The following is a 16,833-nucleotide window of genomic DNA, read 5'->3' as shown; positions in this document are numbered from 1 at the left end:
TCCTGCGGCTCTGGAACGAGCCGCTTAGTCCAACAATTAGGAGAAAATTATGAAAGCAAGATATATTGCTGTGTTATTGTCATTGTTCGTTGTAACCATTCCTGTGCATGCTGATACCGTCTCTAAAAACCCTCAACCACAGCAAGCATCTGTATCCCATAAAATAAATCTTAACCATGCTGATTTATCTACTCTTACTGGCTCGTTTAAAGGTATAGGAAAGAAGCGTGCTGAGGCAATTATCGCTTATAGGGAAAGCCATAAAGGATTTAAATCGGTTGAAGAATTTGCCGAAGTGAAAGGTTTTGGCCAGAAATTTGTTGATAAAAATAGAGAACAATTAAAACAAGTATTTGAAATTAATTAATATTAAATTTTCCGTCCGACGCTCAATAAAGCAGTTCATTTCGAAATGGAATGATTAATGAAACAGGCTTTGTTGAGCAACGGATCTAATCCATATTTTGCCGAGTTCGTTATATCTCAATTTTTACACAATTATTAAAATTACTTACACTAGAACAGTCGATTTTTACTCAAATATAGGATAAAGTAGCACCCAAAAAGAAGAACAGGATTTTACGGCTTATGTTCAGAAAATTAAGGGGCGTGTTTTCTAACGATTTATCAATCGATTTAGGAACTGCAAATACATTGATTTATGTCAGAGATAAGGGCATCGTCCTTAACGAACCGTCTGTGGTTGCTCTGCGCAATGAATCTGGTCAAAAGCGAGTCGCAGCGGTTGGTATTGAAGCAAAGCGAATGTTGGGGCGAACTCCTGGCAACATCAATGCGATCAGACCAATGAAAGACGGCGTTATTGCCGACTTTTTTGTTACAGAGAAAATGCTCCAGCATTTTATTCACAAAGTTCATGAAAACAAATTTCTTAGACCAAGCCCAAGGGTTCTGGTTTGTGTACCTTGCGGCTCTACTCAGGTGGAACGTCGAGCTATTCGCGAATCGGCTATGGGGGCGGGTGCTCGAGAAGTATTTCTTATTGAAGAACCTATGGCAGCTGCGCTGGGTTCTGGCATGCCTGTTGAAGAAGCAAGTGGTTCTATGGTTGTTGATATCGGGGGCGGTACAACCGAAGTGGCTATCATATCTTTAAGTGGTATTGTTTATCATCAATCAGTTCGTATTGGTGGCGATAAATTTGATGATGCTATTGTCTCTTATGTTCGTCGCAATTACGGCACATTAATTGGTGAAACTACTGCGGAACGAATCAAGCATGAAATCGGTTCTGCGTTCCCAAGCCGTGATTTATTTGAAATAGAAGTTCGTGGAAGAAATCTTGCAGAAGGTGTACCCCGAAGCTTTACTCTAACCAGTGCTGAAATACTGGAAGCACTACAAGAGCCTTTATCTGGTATTGTTGGCGCAGTAAGAGCGGCTTTAGAGCTTGCTCCACCAGAATTAGCGGCTGATATTGCCGAACGTGGTATGGTATTAACCGGAGGCGGTGCATTGTTGAAAAACATAGATACTCTGCTAATGGAAGAGACTGGATTACCTGTATTAATTGCTGAAGATCCATTGACCTGTGTTGCACGTGGTGGTGGTAAAGCTTTAGAAACCATGGATTTACGTGGCGGTGATTTCCTCTCAACAGAATAATAACCACAGTAGATTATTTATCAAGGGTGGACACAGTTCTATCGGATTTGTGTTCGCTCTTGCGTTGTCTATTGTTTTGATGTTCTCTGACTACCATTATCATTATTTGGATAATGTTCGTAGCGGTTTTTCTTTGGTCGTTTCTCCACTGCAATATGCGGTTGATTATCCTGTTCGCGTTGTTGGGTGGGGGCAGTCCTTAGTAAGCGCCAAAAAATCACTAATCGATGAAAACATGCAATTACGTTATCGGCAAACCATGTTGGAAGCAGAGCTACAAAAATTATTGGTTATTCGAAAAGAAAATTCTCAACTAAAAGAGCTGTTACTGACTTCTTCAAAGGCCGAGATGCGTGCTATGGCTGCGCAACTTCTTGCGGTAGATACCAGTAATGCGCGACAAATTGTTGTGTTAAATAAAGGAACTCGTGATGGTGTTTATGCCGGCCAGCCCGTACTTGATGCAAAGGGCGTTATGGGGCAGATTATTGATGTAGGGCCAATGACCAGTACTGTTCTGTTGATATCTGATTCTAAAAGTGCTGTTCCTGTCCGTAATAACCGTACTGGAGAGCGAGCAATCCTGGTAGGTAATAACAGTATTGATCAATTGTCTTTGATTAATTTACCCAAAACATCGTCTATTCACCCTGGTGATGTGTTAGTAACCTCTGGTCTAGGACGCAGATATCCTGAAGGCTATCCTGTGGGACGTGTTGAGCAGGTTAACAGCATTCCAGGCGAAGATTTTGTGAAAGTAATGGTTAGCCCAGTGGCTCTCCTTAATCGTAACCGTTTAGTTCTTCTCATTTGGCCTGAGCCTGAACAAAAAGAGTTAACCGTACAAATCAATGAACGGCTGAATGCAGTGGAGCCTGCTTGATGAAAAACCTTCGTCTTCGCCTATTGGTAGCATTTATTGCCGTTTTGGTTTTATCTATTTTGCCCATACCTGAATTAATTTCTGTTTTTCGCCCGCCTTGGGTTTTGTTATTAGTTTTATATATTGAATACTATCTGCCTGGGAATTTTAAACTGACAACCTTATTGCTTGTCGGATTATTGCTGGATGTTTTGCTTTCGACCGTCATTGGGGAGCATTCTTTTGCATTGCTTTTAGTTACTTGGATTGCCTCTAGTAAATCAAGACGTTTCCAATTTTTTTCCATGCTACAACAAATTTTTTTGATAGGCTTTTTTTGTCTTTTGTATCAATCAGTCATTTCTTTTACCGATGCGTTATTGGGGTTGAACTACAACTTGTTAATGCCTCTGGCTAGTGGACTACTTGGAATGTTTTTCTGGCCATGGATACGTTTATTGGCCGATAGTTCTTTGTTAACTCGCTTAGTTTATCGTTAAGTAGTACGTCATCCAGAGCATAGCGAAGGATCTTCTGAATCCAGGGAGCTCCTTCGTAGTTAGCTCCTCTGAATGACGGGCAGTGAGGGCGGAGGGAGAGGGAAGTGAGCAGGCTCCTCTTTATGTGTGACTCAGGAATTCCGACAGTGAGACACTACAGATTCGTCCGAGTGTACTAAAAAATGTTCCGTTATTAGCGTGTCACATTAAGTGAATACTCACCAGGTTGTAAATCCCCCAGTTGCCAGTCGCCTATCCTATGTCTGACTAATCTTAAAGTAGGAAATCCGATAGCCGCAGTCATTTTTCTGACCTGATGATTTTTTCCTTCTTTTATTATAATTTCAATCCAGGTCGTTGGGATGTGTTGCCGCACTCTTATGGGAGGATTTCTGGGCCATAGTTTCGGTTCATCAATAATATGAACCTGTGCTGGCAAAAAAGAGAGTTCCTTAATTTTTAAACCTTTTCTTAACGGCTGTAAATCAGCATCTACAGGACTTCCTTCTACCTGAACCCAGTAATATTTATTTTTCTCAAATTTAGGGTGAGTCAAGCGATGTTGCAAAGCGCCATCATTAGTCAGCAATAATAGGCCCTCACTGTTTTTATCCAGGCGACCAGCAGCATAAACATCCGGGATTGGAATAAAGGCTGCTAAAGTTTGATTATGGTCTTCCCCAGTAAATTGAGTCAGTACTCCATAAGGCTTATTGAAAAGAATCAGTTGGGTCATATAAATACTAATAGTTTGAGAAATTATTGGGGCTAATAGTAGATAGATTAATTAGAAGGAGCAACGTTTCCTGCTTATATATTTAATAATATACCGAGAATAAATTAGGCATACACTTAATTATTCCTTAAGGTTAACGCTATAAAATAGCTGTTCATAAATAGAACAGAAATTTGTTTGAATGGGTATTTAATTCATGTCGTTAATAAAAATTGATAAAACATATAAAAATAAAACGATAGAGCATGAGACAAAAAAAAGTAAAAGTAGAAATGGCGTAACCCAACCAGGTTTTATTGTGCTGACAGTAAAAATACCATATGAGTTAAAGCCAAATTTAGATTTTGAAGCTTATTTTAATTATTTAGCAGATGGCAATTTAATTACTATTGATACAAAGGATTTACCTGATTTAATCAAGAAAGGACTGATTATCCCTAAAAAACAGCTTGTTCGAACAATAGATTTCAATGCCCGGTTATCAAAGCATGGATTTGAGGTTAAAGTTCTACCTGATGCTATTCAGAAATTATTGACTCAATTTAGCATAAGTACATTAGAAGAGCGGAGTATTTTACGTGAACAAATCCGTGAAGCACTGGAGTCATTAGTATCACAGTATTTCGGAATGCGCGTTGTTGCTTTCGATACGGTCTATCGTAATACCAGAAAATCAAGTAATAATGCGTTTAAAAGCGTACCTCTCACTCATATTGATTTTCCTGAGCACGGGGTTTCAAACACTTTAGATGCCTTTCGGAAGCAATGGGCTCCACGAGTGGTTCAGAAACTGGGTGATAGATACCATGCCCGGGATATTGAGTTTATGATTAATATATGGATGCCTTTAGATTATATTACTGCTTCTCCTTTGGCACTTTGTGCAAATAATAAAATAGATGCATCACGTTTACATGAATACGATGCCGTACGTCGTGATGGTACAACGTTTAAAGCAATGAGTCTTACTCCACCTGGAAAAAAATCAGATCCTTGGTTTTATCGACCGGGAATGAAGGGACAGTGTTATCTGTTCAGTTCTACTAATGGTATTCACAGCGCAACAGAATTCCCCCATGAAGACGGGGACAGAGAAAGTATTGAAGTCCGATTAGGGATATTTAAAAGTTAATTTTAAACTATAAGCATTCAATAAAGTAAACAAGGAGTTTTATGTTTCAATTTTATGATGAGTTGGATAATACAGGTTTTTTCGACAGTTGGGATAATTGGAAAACGTATATCCCCTTTTATGACGCTTATGAACTTTGGGCAAATGGAAGTGATTATATTTTGAGCGAAGGGTATGAACGTTCAAAAGAGACTGGGGTTGGTATTCTTGAGCCATTGCCTTTTGGGGGCGTTCTAAGACAAATTCCTCTGGTATCCTGGGCAGTTAGTTTTGTCCCGCGTATCTATGTTTTTTCTGGAACAAAAAGTAATCTGGAAGCTGTGGCTGAATACGGTGAGCATGTAAAAGACAGCAAAGCACGAGAGCCGCATGAGCGAGTGAGGCAAGCAACTGAGGCCACCACTATTGTTAATCTTTTGGGTGATGCAGCGAAACAAGAAAAACAAAAAATCAGAGCCAATTTATCCAGTAAAAGGGCTTTGGAATGTGCAAAGGAATTAGGTGCTACGGTTTCTGAAATTTGGGATGACCAATTATCCTTGCAGGACAATGTTACCTATATTGGAGCCACACTGATTGGGCGATCTTTTTTGGGTATTCAAGAGTTTCCCAGAGAATATGTGCCATTAATCAGAGAAGCGAATGATTTGATTGCTGATGGAAATGCAACTTCTAACGAATTTGCCCAGATGAAAGCCAAAATGTTGGCTATGAGCGATGTTATTTTAGCAAAGGAAGCTAAAAAAATCTTAGAAGACAAAAAAGGGTATGTATTAACTCAGTTTCAATTTGATGAGAAGGAATCTTCAGAAGCAGCCGTTGCTAAATTAATATCATCGCATGGAGGAGCCGGGTTTCTTGTTGAGAGCAACTTATCATTTATTTTAATGGTTGCAATGGCGTATATTAGTTCCTCTCCTTCAATTTATGAGCGTTTATATAAAGAAATACAATCTGTTGGTGAACTGTCAACACAATCGTTTAAGGATTTAGAGTACCTGGATTGTATTTATAGGGAAACGATACGATTTGCTTCACCAACAGCCGTTGTACCTAGAGTAGCTTCTGTCACTTCCACTATGAATGTGGAAAACAAGAATAAAGAAAAATCCACTTGCACCATTTATCCGAATTCTTATTTATTTTTTGCTATCAGATCTACTCACCATGATCCTGAACTTTGGCCTAATCCGCATCTTTTTGATCCGCTGCGCTTTATGCCTGTAGTTAAAGAACGTAAGATGCACTTTATGGGAGAAAATTACTTTCCCTTTTCTGGTGGTAAACGTGCGTGTCCTGCTGGAACAACTTTTGTTGAATCTGCTTTTAAAGGATTTATATTTGAATTGTTTAAGAATCATACGCTGGGCATTGAGAAACAATTAGAGCATATTCCATCGTTCGCAGTTCACCCTCGTTGGAAAGAGGATTATTTTGTTCAGTTAAATACCAATTCAACACTCGAAAACGATTGTGAGTCATTGTCTGAACATTCTGGACCTTGTAAGGGGTAATTTGCTTATGAGTTTTGCTGCCTAACCAGAGGATAACCTCTCCATGAGTCTGGTAAACTAGTGTACCTAATTATCGTTACTTGTCGGCGGTAATTGGATGCGGGGAGAATTCCTCCGGTTATTGAGATGTTAGAGTCAGCTGTCAACACATTGTTTTTCGAAGAATATATCTATACAATGGTGGAAATTTACTCTTTATGGTGAACTTTGTTCATGAAATGGCTAGTGCTCACTTTCTTCATCTTAACTCAGGTTGGTTGTGCGGTTAATCATAAAGTAATGGTAGGTGATGAACTTGTTGTAGTTCAGCATACTGCTGGAAAAGGTAAAACCTATGTGCATGTACACCATAATGAGCAAACTGCACTAAAAGCTGCAAAAGCTGTTATTCGCAAAGACGGTGGAAGTCTGATTACTCTGGTTCATTCAGGGGGACGTAATATTGTATTTCATTTAAATAACACACGTTATGAGTTTGATCCCAATAGAATATATACAGACAAAGGCATTAAAAAAACATTAACTCAATACAGCTCTTACTCGCCAGAGGCTCATCGCGAAGTTAAAAAATTAGCAAGTAAAATCAAGGGACTACTTCCTGATGGCAAAGTGATTGCTGTTCATAATAATTCAACATATTCTTTAAAAAATTATTTACCCGGACATGATCTGGCAAGTGATGCCAAAGCAGTACATATGAATCCTGATAATTATTTCAGGAATTTTTATTTGGTCACTAAATTAAGTGATTACCTGCGTTTAAAGATGGAAGGATTCAACGGCATTTTACAAAAACCTTCGGCAACTGATGATGGTTCTCTTTCGGTGTTTTTAGCTAAAAGCGAGTACATCAATGTAGAAGCGGGTTATGATCAGCTAATGGAACAGATCAAAATGTTACAACGTGCGTAGGATGACGCGATAACTTATAAAATTTAATGAATTCATGTTTGGGATTCCGCGTTATCACATGCTATGATTGATCTCTCTAAAATTTACGGAGTGGTCAATGACATACGATAAAATTAAAGTGCCTGCGCAGGGCGAAACCATCACAGTGGCGGCTGATCTTTCTCTTCGTGTTCCTAATAATCCTATAATTCCTTTTATCGAAGGGGACGGTATAGGTGTTGATGTGACACCTCCGATGATTCATGTTGTTGATGCTGCTGTTAAGAAGGCTTATGGCGATGAGAAAAAAATTGCCTGGATGGAAGTCTATGCTGGTGAAAAAGCGACTAAAGTATACGGCAGCGATCAATGGTTACCCAAAGAAACCATAGATGCCATGAAGAAATATGTGGTTTCAATCAAAGGACCATTAACAACGCCAGTCGGTGGTGGTATTCGTTCGCTGAACGTGGCTATTCGTCAGGATATGGATCTCTATACATGCTTGCGTCCTATTCGATATTTTAAAGGCGTTCCAAGTCCAGTCAAAGAGCCATGGAAAACTGACATGGTTATTTTCCGTGAAAACTCAGAAGATATTTATGCGGGAATCGAATGGCAGGCAGATACTGCTGAAGCAAAAAAAGTAATCCAGTTTTTGCAAAATGAAATGGGTGTTAAAAAAATTCGTTTTCCTGAGCATTGCGGTATTGGTATCAAGCCTGTATCAAAAGAAGGAACAACGCGCCTGGTTAAAGCGGCAATTCAATATGCAATTGATAACGATCGCCAAACGGTAACTTTGGTTCATAAAGGTAATATTATGAAATTTACCGAAGGATCGTTTAAGGATTGGGGATATCAGGTCGCTCGTGATTCGTTTGGTGCTAAAGAATATCAAGGCGGTCCTTGGATGGAGTTTACAAATCCTAGAACAGGCAAACAAATCATTATCAATGATGTTATTGCAGATGCATTTTTGCAACAAATTTTACTTCGACCAGAAGACTACAGCGTTATCGCTACTCTAAACCTGAACGGTGATTACATTTCTGATGCTTTGGCTGCACAGGTTGGTGGTATTGGTATTGCTCCAGGTGCAAACATGAGTGATGATGTTGCCGTATTTGAAGCGACTCATGGTACAGCACCAAAATATGCTGGTCAGAACAAAGTAAATCCTGGTTCTATTATTCTTTCTGCTGAAATGATGTTACGACACATGGGGTGGACTGAAGCTGCTGACTTAATCATTAAAGGTATGGAAGGTGCGATTGAGGCCAAAACCGTAACTTATGATTTTGAAAGAGGAATGACTGGTGCTACTTTAGTAAGTAGTTCTGGATTTGGCGATGCTGTAATCAAACATATGTAATGTGTGTCTCATTGGAAAATACTGTAATTTTACTTAAGATATATAAGTAGATGCTGGAAAACAACCGGATGATAAAGCAAATTATAATTCGGTTGTTTTTTTATCAATTGTAATACCAGCCAGACCGTTAAACCCACTACTCCTGTAATGTAAATTTGTTAGATTGGAATTAAATGCTTTTGCACACGAGGCTGTCGTTATTCAGGAATATTGTTCTCTACATTCCTGAACGCAAATTGTAACGAGAACTTTACAATTGTGTGAACTCATACTAATCAATATGTTATTGATTATTTCAACGGCTAAATATTTCATGAAAAATAACTAAATTTACTGGCCAAATGCGTGCAGGGAGTCTATAAAAATAGTATGAGGTTGTTAGTTATGAGCGGGCAAAATTTAGAGGAATTTGTTAGGTATGAGATAGCTGAGGCTGAGGTTAGCACAGAGATTAAATTGCCTAGAAAATATAAAGTTGTATTGCTCAATGATGACTATACGCCAATGGATTTTGTGGTAGAAGTACTGAAGCATTTCTTTCACTTGAATGAGGAGATTGCAATTCAGGTGATGTTACAGGTTCATATACAAGGGAAGGGCGTGTGTGGGGTCTTTACAAGAGATATAGCAGAAACGAAAGTAGCTCTGGTAAATGAATACGCCAGAATGAATCAACATCCATTGCTATCTAGTATGGAACCCGAATGACTGGTGGTGGGCTGGAAAGGAGCAACGACAATGTTAAATAAAGAACTAGAATTCACCTTGAATCTAGCCTTCAAGGAAGCAAAAGAAAAGCGTCATGAATTTATGACAGTTGAACATTTGCTGTTGTCCTTACTTGATAATCCAGCAGCAGGTAATGTGTTGCAAGCTTGTGACGCTAATATCGATTCTTTACGCCGAGACCTGATAGAGTTCATTGATGAAACGACACCAAGAATTCCTGACGATGAGTTAGATAGAGAAACACAGCCTACTTTAGGCTTCCAGCGTGTATTACAACGAGCTGTTTTTCATGTACAGTCTGCTGGAAAAACTGAAGTAACTGGTGCGAATGTGTTGGCTGCAATTTTTAGCGAACAGGAAAGTCAGGCGGTGTATTTCTTGCGTCGTGAAAATATTACTCGCCTTGATGTCATCAATTACATCTCTCATGGTGTGTCAAAATATCAAAATAATGACATGCAAGAGAATATGAATGCATCTATGGATGAAGACATGATGTCTCCCGAAGGTAATGAGTCACCTCTGGACAGTTATTGCATGAATCTTAATCGACGTGCAAAACAGGGTAAAATTGATCCTTTGATTGGCAGACATGAAGAAATTCAACGAACCATTCAGGTTTTATGTCGCCGTCGAAAAAATAACCCTTTGTTGGTAGGCGAAGCTGGCGTAGGCAAAACTGCAATTGCCGAAGGTTTGGCACGACGAATTGTCGATGGCGAAATTCCAGATGCAATCCGTGGATGTGTTGTGTATTCACTGGATTTGGGTGCTTTATTGGCGGGAACCAAGTATCGTGGTGATTTCGAGAAACGCCTAAAAGCAGTTCTGAAACAGCTGGGACAACAAGAAGGTGCTGTTCTCTTTATCGACGAAATTCATACCATTATTGGAGCTGGCGCTGCTTCTGGCGGTGTTATGGACGCCTCTAATCTCATAAAGCCTCTATTGGCTAATGGTGAATTAAAATGTATTGGCTCTACGACTTATCAGGAATATCGCGGTATTTTTGAAAAAGACAGAGCGTTGGCAAGACGTTTCCAGAAAATAGATATTTCAGAGCCGACTATTGATGAAACTTTTGAAATTCTTAAAGGTCTGAAGGGACGCCTGGAAGAGCATCATGGGGTAAAATTCTCAATACCTTCGTTGAAAGCAGCTGCAGAATTATCTGCTAAATACATCAATGATCGTTTCTTACCAGATAAGGCGATTGATGTGGTTGATGAAGCAGGAGCTTATCAAAATCTATTAACTGCGAATAAACGTAGAAAAATTATCAGTGTTACTGAAATAGAAAGTGTCGTTGCTAAGATTGCTCGGATACCCATCAAGAAAGTATCCGCTCGCGACAAAGACACCCTTCGTAATTTGGAACGTGATCTCAAATTGTTAGTATATGGACAAGATCAGGCTATTACTGCTTTGTCTTCTGCAATTAAATTAGGTCGGTCTGGATTAAGAGAGCCACAAAAACCAGTGGGTTGTTTCTTGTTTGCAGGTCCCACCGGGGTTGGTAAAACAGAAGTAACCAGACAATTGGCTAATGTTCTTGGCATTGAACTCTTACGATTTGATATGTCTGAATATATGGAAAAGCATACTGTTTCAAGACTTATAGGTGCCCCTCCCGGATATGTTGGCTATGATCAAGGCGGGTTATTAACCGAAGCCGTGACTAAAAATCCGCACGCAGTGTTGTTGTTGGATGAAATTGAAAAAGCCCATCCAGATGTCTTCAATTTATTATTGCAGATTATGGATCATGGTACTTTGACTGACACCAACGGTCGCCAGGCTGATTTCAGACATATTATTCTTGTGATGACCAGTAATGCCGGAGCAAGCGAAATTGTCCGTAATTCAATAGGCTTCTCAAGACAGGATAATAGTCACGATGGGTTGGAAGTCATTAAGAAACAATTCACTCCTGAGTTTAGAAACAGATTGGATGCCATCATCAATTTTGCTCCACTAGATTCTCAAACGATTGGTTTGGTTGTTGATAAATTTATTATGGAGCTGGATGAACAACTGAGTCATAAAGGGGTCTCATTTATCGTTGATAAATCTGCTCGTGAGTGGCTGATCGAACATGGCTATGATAAGGCAATGGGTGCACGTCCTATGGCGCGTTTGATTCAGGAAAATGTGAAAAAACCGCTTGCTGATGAATTGTTGTTCGGTAAATTGATGCACGGAGGACATGTCATTCTCAAAGTGAAAGATGGCAAGTTACATTTTGACAGTCATGATCACCGTGAAGGCGTGGTGTAACAACATCTCGATAAGTCGCGGTAATTCGGAATACAATTTTTAACTGATGGTACCGAATTACCGTGGCTTGACCAGTATCCAGGAATCTTGTTTTGAGTCTGGATGCTTAGGGCAGCCAAGGTGAATTCGGAATAGAAACAATTTCTCTTGTCATTGCTGTGTGACATCACATACTAATAACCGATTGATTATTAAAATAATAACCGCTCAGGCTGTCAGCAAAGGTATCTGGCAGCTTAATACAGTTACAATCCTGCCTAATTCTATATATAATATTCCTTTTTCTGATGATTCAATTATTCATGCTAACCGTAATAATAATAACTAAAAATGAAGAGTCAAACATCCGAAGATGTCTGGAGTCGGTGAGTTTTGCAGACGAAATCATAGTAGTTGATTCAGGTAGCACTGATAACACTTTGGCGATTGCACAAGAATATACTGAAAATATACATCAAACTGACTGGCAGGGGTACGGTATTCAAAAACAAAGAGCGCTCTTGCAAGCAAAGGGTGATTGGGTTTTTAATCTTGATGCTGATGAATCCGTTAGTGACCAGTTACGTGAAGAAATCTTAAAACGGATTTCTGACGGATCTGCGGATGCGTTCAGAATTCCTATACAAATGTTCTTTTACAATAAATTATTAAAGTATTCTGCCTCTCCTAAGCGGCATATTCGTTTGTTTAAACGAGCTAATGCTAATTACAGTAATGACATTATTCATGAAAAAATCCTTGTATCTCCCAGTTCAAGAATAGGTAAATTAAAAAATGCGATAAAGCATCATTCTTATCAAGACATTAATCATGTATTGTATAAGCTTAATAAATATTCGTCATATAGCGCTAAAATTCGTATTGAATCGAATAAACCAATTGGGTTTATTCAAATTTTGTTAAGTACAAGCTGGATGTTTGGTCGTTGTTTTATATTGCAGCGTGGCTTTCTGGATGGAAAACTTGGCTTTTTATTCGCAGTCTTTAGTGCACAAGGGACTTTTTATCGTGGGATCAAACAAATATACAAAGATCGCAATATTGATGAATTACCCAGTTTAACTACCAAAGAGGATGAATTGTGAGATTGATTGAGGGTAAAGGAATATTATTGACTCCAATTCTATTCGTTTTATTTATGTTTTTTATTCCCATAAGTCCTAGCATAAAATCAATTTTTTTCGCATGCAGTGTTGGGACCATATTGCTGACTCCTCATTATAGCCAATACATCCCCTATGCATTTAGCTCCTTGTGGGGGCGTGCTGCTTTAAGCTTATTGGCTTTTATACTAATCGCCTGTCTCTGGAGTCCTGCTCCTTTTTTAATGCAATTAAAAGTGCTTGGCAAATATGCAAAGTTAATTTATCTCCCTGTGATTGCTGTTGGTTTTATCAATCCTTGGGTGCGCAATTTGACCATTAAAAGTTATCTTGCTGCTATGCTCGTTACCTGTATTATTTCTATACTCAAAGCAAGCAATGTTCTTGAATCCGGAGATCCGGGAGAAGTTTTTTACAATCACATTATAACTGGTTTTATGATGGCTTTTGCTGCATATTTATCTGGATTATATGCTGTTCAGTATAAAGGTTGGCGGCGAATACTGTACGGCAGCTTGGTTTTATTAATGAGCTATCAGGTATTATTTATTAATACAGGAAGAACGGGTTATGTGGTTTATTTAATTTTAATGGCATTTCTCATTATGCAAAAACTAACCCGCAAAAAGGCACTCATCGGCATACTGGTATTCAGTAGCGCCATTGCCGTTGTTTACAATGAAAGTCCAACGATGTATACCAGAGTTCATGATTTGATGACTGATCTTCAGGCTTTAAAAGAAAACAATCAAAATACTTCTCTAGGTTTTAGAATTCAATTTCATAATTATGCCCGATCTTTATGGGAAACACATCCTATTATTGGAATTGGCACCGGGGCATTCAAGTACAGTTTTGCATTGGATGCTCCTGTACCTGGTTGGGGGACTGAATTAACTGATCCTCATAGTCAATATTGGATGACTCTTTCAGAGCAGGGATTATTAGGTTTTGTTCTATTGCTTGTGTTTTTGGCAAGCTTGCTGATTACCTCTTTTCAATTAACAGAAACAAAACCCATTCTTCTGGGTATATTAATCTCTTTTTGTATCGGTTCTTTTTCCGATACTATTTTGTGCTATTCAGCTGTCGGTTACTTATTGGTCGTGATGAGTGCTTTATGTTTTGGCGAGCTCCTCGAGAAGCGAATCATCAAACAGGAATTTGAAACTCAGCTACCTGTTGTGGGTGATACTCCGGTAGATGCTGTCAGCATCTGAGAAGCTAGGCCACTGGTGATAGAAATGATGGACAGGACCATTTCCTAGACCAACAGATTGATCTTTAGATGCTTGAATCGCATTGGTAAGATAGGCTTTTGCAATAGTGCAGGCTTGCTTTAGCTCTATGTTTTGTGCAAGGCAGGCAGCAATTGCCGCAGATAAGGTACATCCGGTTCCGTGCGTGTTTTTAGAATCAATTCTGCTGTTTTTATACCAGGTGCTGCTGCCGTCTTTTCCATAGAGTAAATCATTCGACTCACTAGATTGTAGATGGCCGCCTTTCAATAAGACAAATTCTGGACCGAAACCAAGAAGTTTTTCCGCAACAGATATCATTTCTTTTTCTGATTGGGCATTAATACCGGTAAATGTGTATGCTTCTGGTATATTGGGAGTAATTATTGTTGCGAGAGGCATGAGCTTATTGATTAATGTTTCAATCGCCTCTGGTAATAATAAGGAGTCTCCACTTTTAGCAAGAGTCACTGGATCGAGTACTAGTGGAATATTAATTGCTCTTTTTTTAAGAAAGCCTGCAACTAATTCGATAATATCACTGTTAAACAGCATACCAATTTTAATACTGTCAGGTGTTATATCATCAAAGAGAACATTGAGTTGATCTTCTATCGCCTGAAGAGGAATCTCATAGCATGATCTGACTCCTTGAGTATTTTGAATTGGAAGGGCAGTGAGAACCGTCATTCCATAACAGCCTAAAGCTGAAAATGTTTTAAGATCAGCCTGGATGCCTGCACCACCAGAACCATCAAAGCCTGCTATTGATAACGCTTTATATTGCATTTATACATTCACTCTTAAGTTATTATTACAGGCTTCGGTAAAGTAGCTCCAGTCTGGTTGATATAAAGTATCAATAAAAGCCTGTCTGAATGAGCCAGGTGCCTGGTTTTGCTGATGAGTCAATTGACCACAAAGACCGAAATAAGCTGTTGCTGCACAACTTGCTGCAAAATGATTTGAATTTACGGCTACAAAAGCACTGAGAACAGCGGTTAGTGTACATCCCATTCCTGTAATCAATGGCATTAAAGATGAACCAAAGGGCAGTGTCTGTTTTTGTAGGCCATCGGTTACAAAGTCTTTTGGTCCGCTGATAACTACTGTTTTATTATGCTCCTGTGCCAAAGAGAGCGCTGTGTCAATAGCGCTTTCTACTTGATGCGTTGTTTCTACACCTTTAGTCAAGCTATTTAAATCAGAAAGAGAAATAATTTCACTGGCATTTCCTCTTATTATATTGGCTAAGCTCAGTAGTTTTTTTGATGATAATGTTCTTAAGGCACTTGCTCCTGAGCCCACGGGATCAAGAATAACTGGCTTATTAAGTGAATTAGCAATTTGTGCTGCATAAACCGCTCTCTCCATAAATGCATCATTTAATGTGCCAATATTAATGTACACCGCCTGGCTTATCGTGACTAACTCTTCTAGCTCGGTCATTGATTCTGACATCAGTGGAGCAGCACCAAGCGCCAGAAGGCTGTTTGCCATCAAGTCCATAGTCACATAATTGGTAAGACATAATATCAACGGTTTGTTTTGCTTTATTTGTGCGAATGAGGATTTAATCTGCTCTATCATCATCTACTAACTCCTGTATCAAGGATTTGACGCAGTTTTAAGGCCATTTTAGATGGGTTCTCCGCCTGATGAAGTGCTCCGATTACTGCAACTCCTCTTGCTCCAGCCTGAAGTATTTGCGATAGATTTGTTTCATCAATTCCTCCAATGCCGACAACCGGATGATTTGATTTTTGGCAAAGTTTTGTAAGACCATCAAGACCCCAGATGGTTTTTAAGTTGTTCTTATGTTGGCTTGGAAACACGGCACTGGCCGCAACATAGCTTAATTCTGATTGGTTGGCTTGAACCAAATCATGTTCTGATTCGATTGATAAACCAATAAATTTGCCAGCACCAAGCAACTCTCTGGCTTTTGTCGGCGCTGTGTCCGTTTGACCTAAATGGACACCTTCTGCATTAACTTGCTGCGCCAGGGCAGTATCATCATTGATTAGAAGAGGGATGTTAAATGGGCTTAATATCTGTTTCAGATGTTGGGCAAATTCCAGTTTGAATGCGGCATCCCCATTTTTTTCTCTTAATTGAACGCTGGTCACTCCTGATGAAATACATTCTTTTATAAAATTCAGATATTGAGATAAAGGAATATTCTGGCGATGGGTTACTAAAATTAATTTATAAAAATCTGTGTTCATAACATCTCGTTTGGTTTTTACATCTAGGCATTGACAGCATGCATCTCGTAAATGTTCGTTAGGCCAGAGGCTAGGCCATAACGTTAAAAAAAGTACGTCATCCTGAGCATAGCGAAGGATCTCCTGAATCTCGGGAGATCTTTCATCTCTAGCTCTTCAGGATGACAACCAAAATCCTTAACTTAATGGCAGTGTCCATGGGGACTGAGCCACTTTCTCTCGCTATGAACTAAGTGAAAGCTCTCAATTTAATAGTAATCAAGAGCATCGCTGGATGGTCAAATTATAACTGTATTAGAATAAATTTCTATGGCTGACGTTGAAATTACCAGGTCGCGATTGATTGCTGTGGGTTTTGTAGTGTGCATTCTTCAGAAATTGAGCCATCATTACATACAACCAAGCCACTAAGCGTGTAATCTGGAGACACTCCTCCATTCCAGAGGCAGCATCCTTTCAGGAGTTGTAAGTCCATCACCGCATGGCGATCACAATAGCAGGTTGAATAAAAACCATTATTGCATACCAGACGACCTGCAGATGAATCACAATAATTAACTCCACCCATTTGATTGCAGCAGACATTGCTATTACCATTTGCAAAAACTGGAGAGATAACCAT

General features: G+C 39.2%; 17 protein-coding genes. 12 read left to right on the top strand and 5 right to left on the bottom strand.

Annotation, left to right across the window (positions count from 1 at the left end; genetic code table 11):
- The first annotated feature begins 49 nt into the window (after nucleotides 1-49).
- The 4 genes from Q0495_RS08625 to mreD all read left to right on the top strand — a co-directional run bounded on the left by Q0495_RS08625 (nucleotide 50) and on the right by mreD (nucleotide 2,988).
- Nucleotides 50-367 (top strand): helix-hairpin-helix domain-containing protein, encoded by a 318-nt coding sequence (locus Q0495_RS08625; RefSeq protein WP_298625032.1) that lies wholly within the window; start codon nucleotides 50-52, stop codon nucleotides 365-367.
- 221 nt (nucleotides 368-588) lie between these two features.
- Complete coding sequence (locus tag Q0495_RS08620; RefSeq protein ID WP_018577556.1) at nucleotides 589-1,626, top strand: rod shape-determining protein; 1,038 nt, start codon at nucleotides 589-591, stop codon at nucleotides 1,624-1,626.
- Nucleotides 1,604-2,509, top strand: coding sequence for a rod shape-determining protein MreC (mreC, locus tag Q0495_RS08615; protein ID WP_367274402.1), 906 nt, complete (start codon nucleotides 1,604-1,606; stop codon nucleotides 2,507-2,509). The genes Q0495_RS08620 and mreC overlap by 23 nt, the downstream gene beginning before the upstream one ends.
- Entirely contained in the window at nucleotides 2,509-2,988 is a 480-nt protein-coding gene (gene mreD / locus Q0495_RS08610; RefSeq protein WP_298625024.1) for a rod shape-determining protein MreD, read from the top strand. Before mreC ends, mreD begins: the two co-directional genes overlap by 1 nt.
- Before the next feature lie 193 nt (nucleotides 2,989-3,181).
- Here mreD and Q0495_RS08605 read toward each other — a convergent pair whose 3' ends face one another.
- Nucleotides 3,182-3,724: a pseudouridine synthase gene (locus tag Q0495_RS08605; protein WP_298625022.1), complete on the bottom strand. Its 543-nt coding sequence runs from the start codon at nucleotides 3,722-3,724 to the stop codon at nucleotides 3,182-3,184.
- A gap of 196 nt (nucleotides 3,725-3,920) precedes the next feature.
- Between Q0495_RS08605 and Q0495_RS08600 the strand changes: the two genes are divergently transcribed.
- The 8 genes from Q0495_RS08600 to Q0495_RS08565 all read left to right on the top strand — a co-directional run bounded on the left by Q0495_RS08600 (nucleotide 3,921) and on the right by Q0495_RS08565 (nucleotide 13,965).
- On the top strand, nucleotides 3,921-4,856 hold the full coding sequence (locus Q0495_RS08600; RefSeq protein ID WP_298625020.1) for a hypothetical protein: 936 nt from the start codon (nucleotides 3,921-3,923) through the stop codon (nucleotides 4,854-4,856).
- Nucleotides 4,857-4,897: 41 nt separating this feature from the next.
- Entirely contained in the window at nucleotides 4,898-6,370 is a 1,473-nt protein-coding gene (locus Q0495_RS08595) for a cytochrome P450 (protein WP_298625018.1), read from the top strand.
- A gap of 213 nt (nucleotides 6,371-6,583) precedes the next feature.
- Nucleotides 6,584-7,282 carry a protein tyrosine phosphatase gene (locus tag Q0495_RS08590; RefSeq protein ID WP_298625016.1) on the top strand — a complete coding sequence of 233 codons (699 nt, stop codon included), beginning with the start codon at nucleotides 6,584-6,586 and terminating at the stop codon, nucleotides 7,280-7,282.
- A gap of 97 nt (nucleotides 7,283-7,379) precedes the next feature.
- Complete coding sequence (gene icd, locus Q0495_RS08585) at nucleotides 7,380-8,636, top strand: NADP-dependent isocitrate dehydrogenase (protein ID WP_298625014.1); 1,257 nt, start codon at nucleotides 7,380-7,382, stop codon at nucleotides 8,634-8,636.
- 384 nt (nucleotides 8,637-9,020) lie between these two features.
- Nucleotides 9,021-9,344 (top strand): ATP-dependent Clp protease adapter ClpS, encoded by a 324-nt coding sequence (gene clpS, locus Q0495_RS08580; protein ID WP_298625012.1) that lies wholly within the window; start codon nucleotides 9,021-9,023, stop codon nucleotides 9,342-9,344.
- A gap of 30 nt (nucleotides 9,345-9,374) precedes the next feature.
- Nucleotides 9,375-11,642 carry an ATP-dependent Clp protease ATP-binding subunit ClpA gene (gene clpA / locus Q0495_RS08575; protein WP_298625010.1) on the top strand — a complete coding sequence of 756 codons (2,268 nt, stop codon included), beginning with the start codon at nucleotides 9,375-9,377 and terminating at the stop codon, nucleotides 11,640-11,642.
- Nucleotides 11,643-11,944: 302 nt separating this feature from the next.
- Nucleotides 11,945-12,727, top strand: a complete 783-nt coding sequence (locus tag Q0495_RS08570) for a glycosyltransferase family 2 protein (RefSeq protein WP_298625009.1) — start codon at nucleotides 11,945-11,947, stop codon at nucleotides 12,725-12,727.
- Nucleotides 12,724-13,965: an O-antigen ligase gene (locus tag Q0495_RS08565; RefSeq protein ID WP_298625007.1), complete on the top strand. Its 1,242-nt coding sequence runs from the start codon at nucleotides 12,724-12,726 to the stop codon at nucleotides 13,963-13,965. The genes Q0495_RS08570 and Q0495_RS08565 overlap by 4 nt, the downstream gene beginning before the upstream one ends.
- Here the strand turns inward: Q0495_RS08565 and thiD are convergent.
- The 4 genes from thiD to Q0495_RS08545 all read right to left on the bottom strand — a co-directional run.
- The gene (thiD, locus tag Q0495_RS08560) at nucleotides 13,921-14,772 is read right to left on the bottom strand and encodes a bifunctional hydroxymethylpyrimidine kinase/phosphomethylpyrimidine kinase (protein ID WP_298625005.1); all 852 of its coding nucleotides are present in this window, start codon (nucleotides 14,770-14,772) and stop codon (nucleotides 13,921-13,923) included. The genes Q0495_RS08565 and thiD overlap by 45 nt on opposite strands.
- Nucleotides 14,773-15,576 (bottom strand): hydroxyethylthiazole kinase, encoded by an 804-nt coding sequence (thiM, locus tag Q0495_RS08555; RefSeq protein WP_298625003.1) that lies wholly within the window; start codon nucleotides 15,574-15,576, stop codon nucleotides 14,773-14,775. It abuts the gene before it with no gap.
- Nucleotides 15,573-16,211 carry a thiamine phosphate synthase gene (gene thiE, locus Q0495_RS08550; protein WP_298625001.1) on the bottom strand — a complete coding sequence of 213 codons (639 nt, stop codon included), beginning with the start codon at nucleotides 16,209-16,211 and terminating at the stop codon, nucleotides 15,573-15,575. The genes thiM and thiE overlap by 4 nt, the downstream gene beginning before the upstream one ends.
- A gap of 325 nt (nucleotides 16,212-16,536) precedes the next feature.
- Nucleotides 16,537-16,833, bottom strand: a 297-nt coding sequence (locus Q0495_RS08545; RefSeq protein WP_298624999.1) for a neurogenic locus notch, incomplete at its 5' end; no start/stop codon positions are given.

The sequence above is a fragment of the uncultured Legionella sp. genome, from assembly GCF_937871865.1.
Taxonomy (GTDB): domain Bacteria; phylum Pseudomonadota; class Gammaproteobacteria; order Legionellales; family Legionellaceae; genus Legionella.
This window is presented reverse-complemented; position numbering and strand designations above follow the sequence as displayed.

Bases quoted from the DNA above. Each gene is read 5' to 3' on its own strand.
- Q0495_RS08605 (WP_298625022.1), bottom strand. From the start codon at position 3,724: ATGACCCAACTGATTCTTTTCAATAAGCCTTATGGAGTACTGACTCAA.
- Q0495_RS08625 (WP_298625032.1), top strand. From the start codon at position 50: ATGAAAGCAAGATATATTGCTGTGTTATTGTCATTGTTCGTTGTAACC.
- Q0495_RS08600 (WP_298625020.1), top strand. From the start codon at position 3,921: ATGTCGTTAATAAAAATTGATAAAACATATAAAAATAAAACGATAGAG.
- clpS (WP_298625012.1), top strand. From the start codon at position 9,021: ATGAGCGGGCAAAATTTAGAGGAATTTGTTAGGTATGAGATAGCTGAG.
- thiE (WP_298625001.1), bottom strand. From the start codon at position 16,211: ATGAACACAGATTTTTATAAATTAATTTTAGTAACCCATCGCCAGAAT.
- thiD (WP_298625005.1), bottom strand. From the start codon at position 14,772: ATGCAATATAAAGCGTTATCAATAGCAGGCTTTGATGGTTCTGGTGGT.
- clpA (WP_298625010.1), top strand. From the start codon at position 9,375: ATGTTAAATAAAGAACTAGAATTCACCTTGAATCTAGCCTTCAAGGAA.
- Q0495_RS08620 (WP_018577556.1), top strand. From the start codon at position 589: ATGTTCAGAAAATTAAGGGGCGTGTTTTCTAACGATTTATCAATCGAT.
- Q0495_RS08590 (WP_298625016.1), top strand. From the start codon at position 6,584: ATGAAATGGCTAGTGCTCACTTTCTTCATCTTAACTCAGGTTGGTTGT.
- thiM (WP_298625003.1), bottom strand. From the start codon at position 15,576: ATGATGATAGAGCAGATTAAATCCTCATTCGCACAAATAAAGCAAAAC.
- Q0495_RS08570 (WP_298625009.1), top strand. From the start codon at position 11,945: ATGCTAACCGTAATAATAATAACTAAAAATGAAGAGTCAAACATCCGA.
- icd (WP_298625014.1), top strand. From the start codon at position 7,380: ATGACATACGATAAAATTAAAGTGCCTGCGCAGGGCGAAACCATCACA.
- mreD (WP_298625024.1), top strand. From the start codon at position 2,509: ATGAAAAACCTTCGTCTTCGCCTATTGGTAGCATTTATTGCCGTTTTG.
- Q0495_RS08595 (WP_298625018.1), top strand. From the start codon at position 4,898: ATGTTTCAATTTTATGATGAGTTGGATAATACAGGTTTTTTCGACAGT.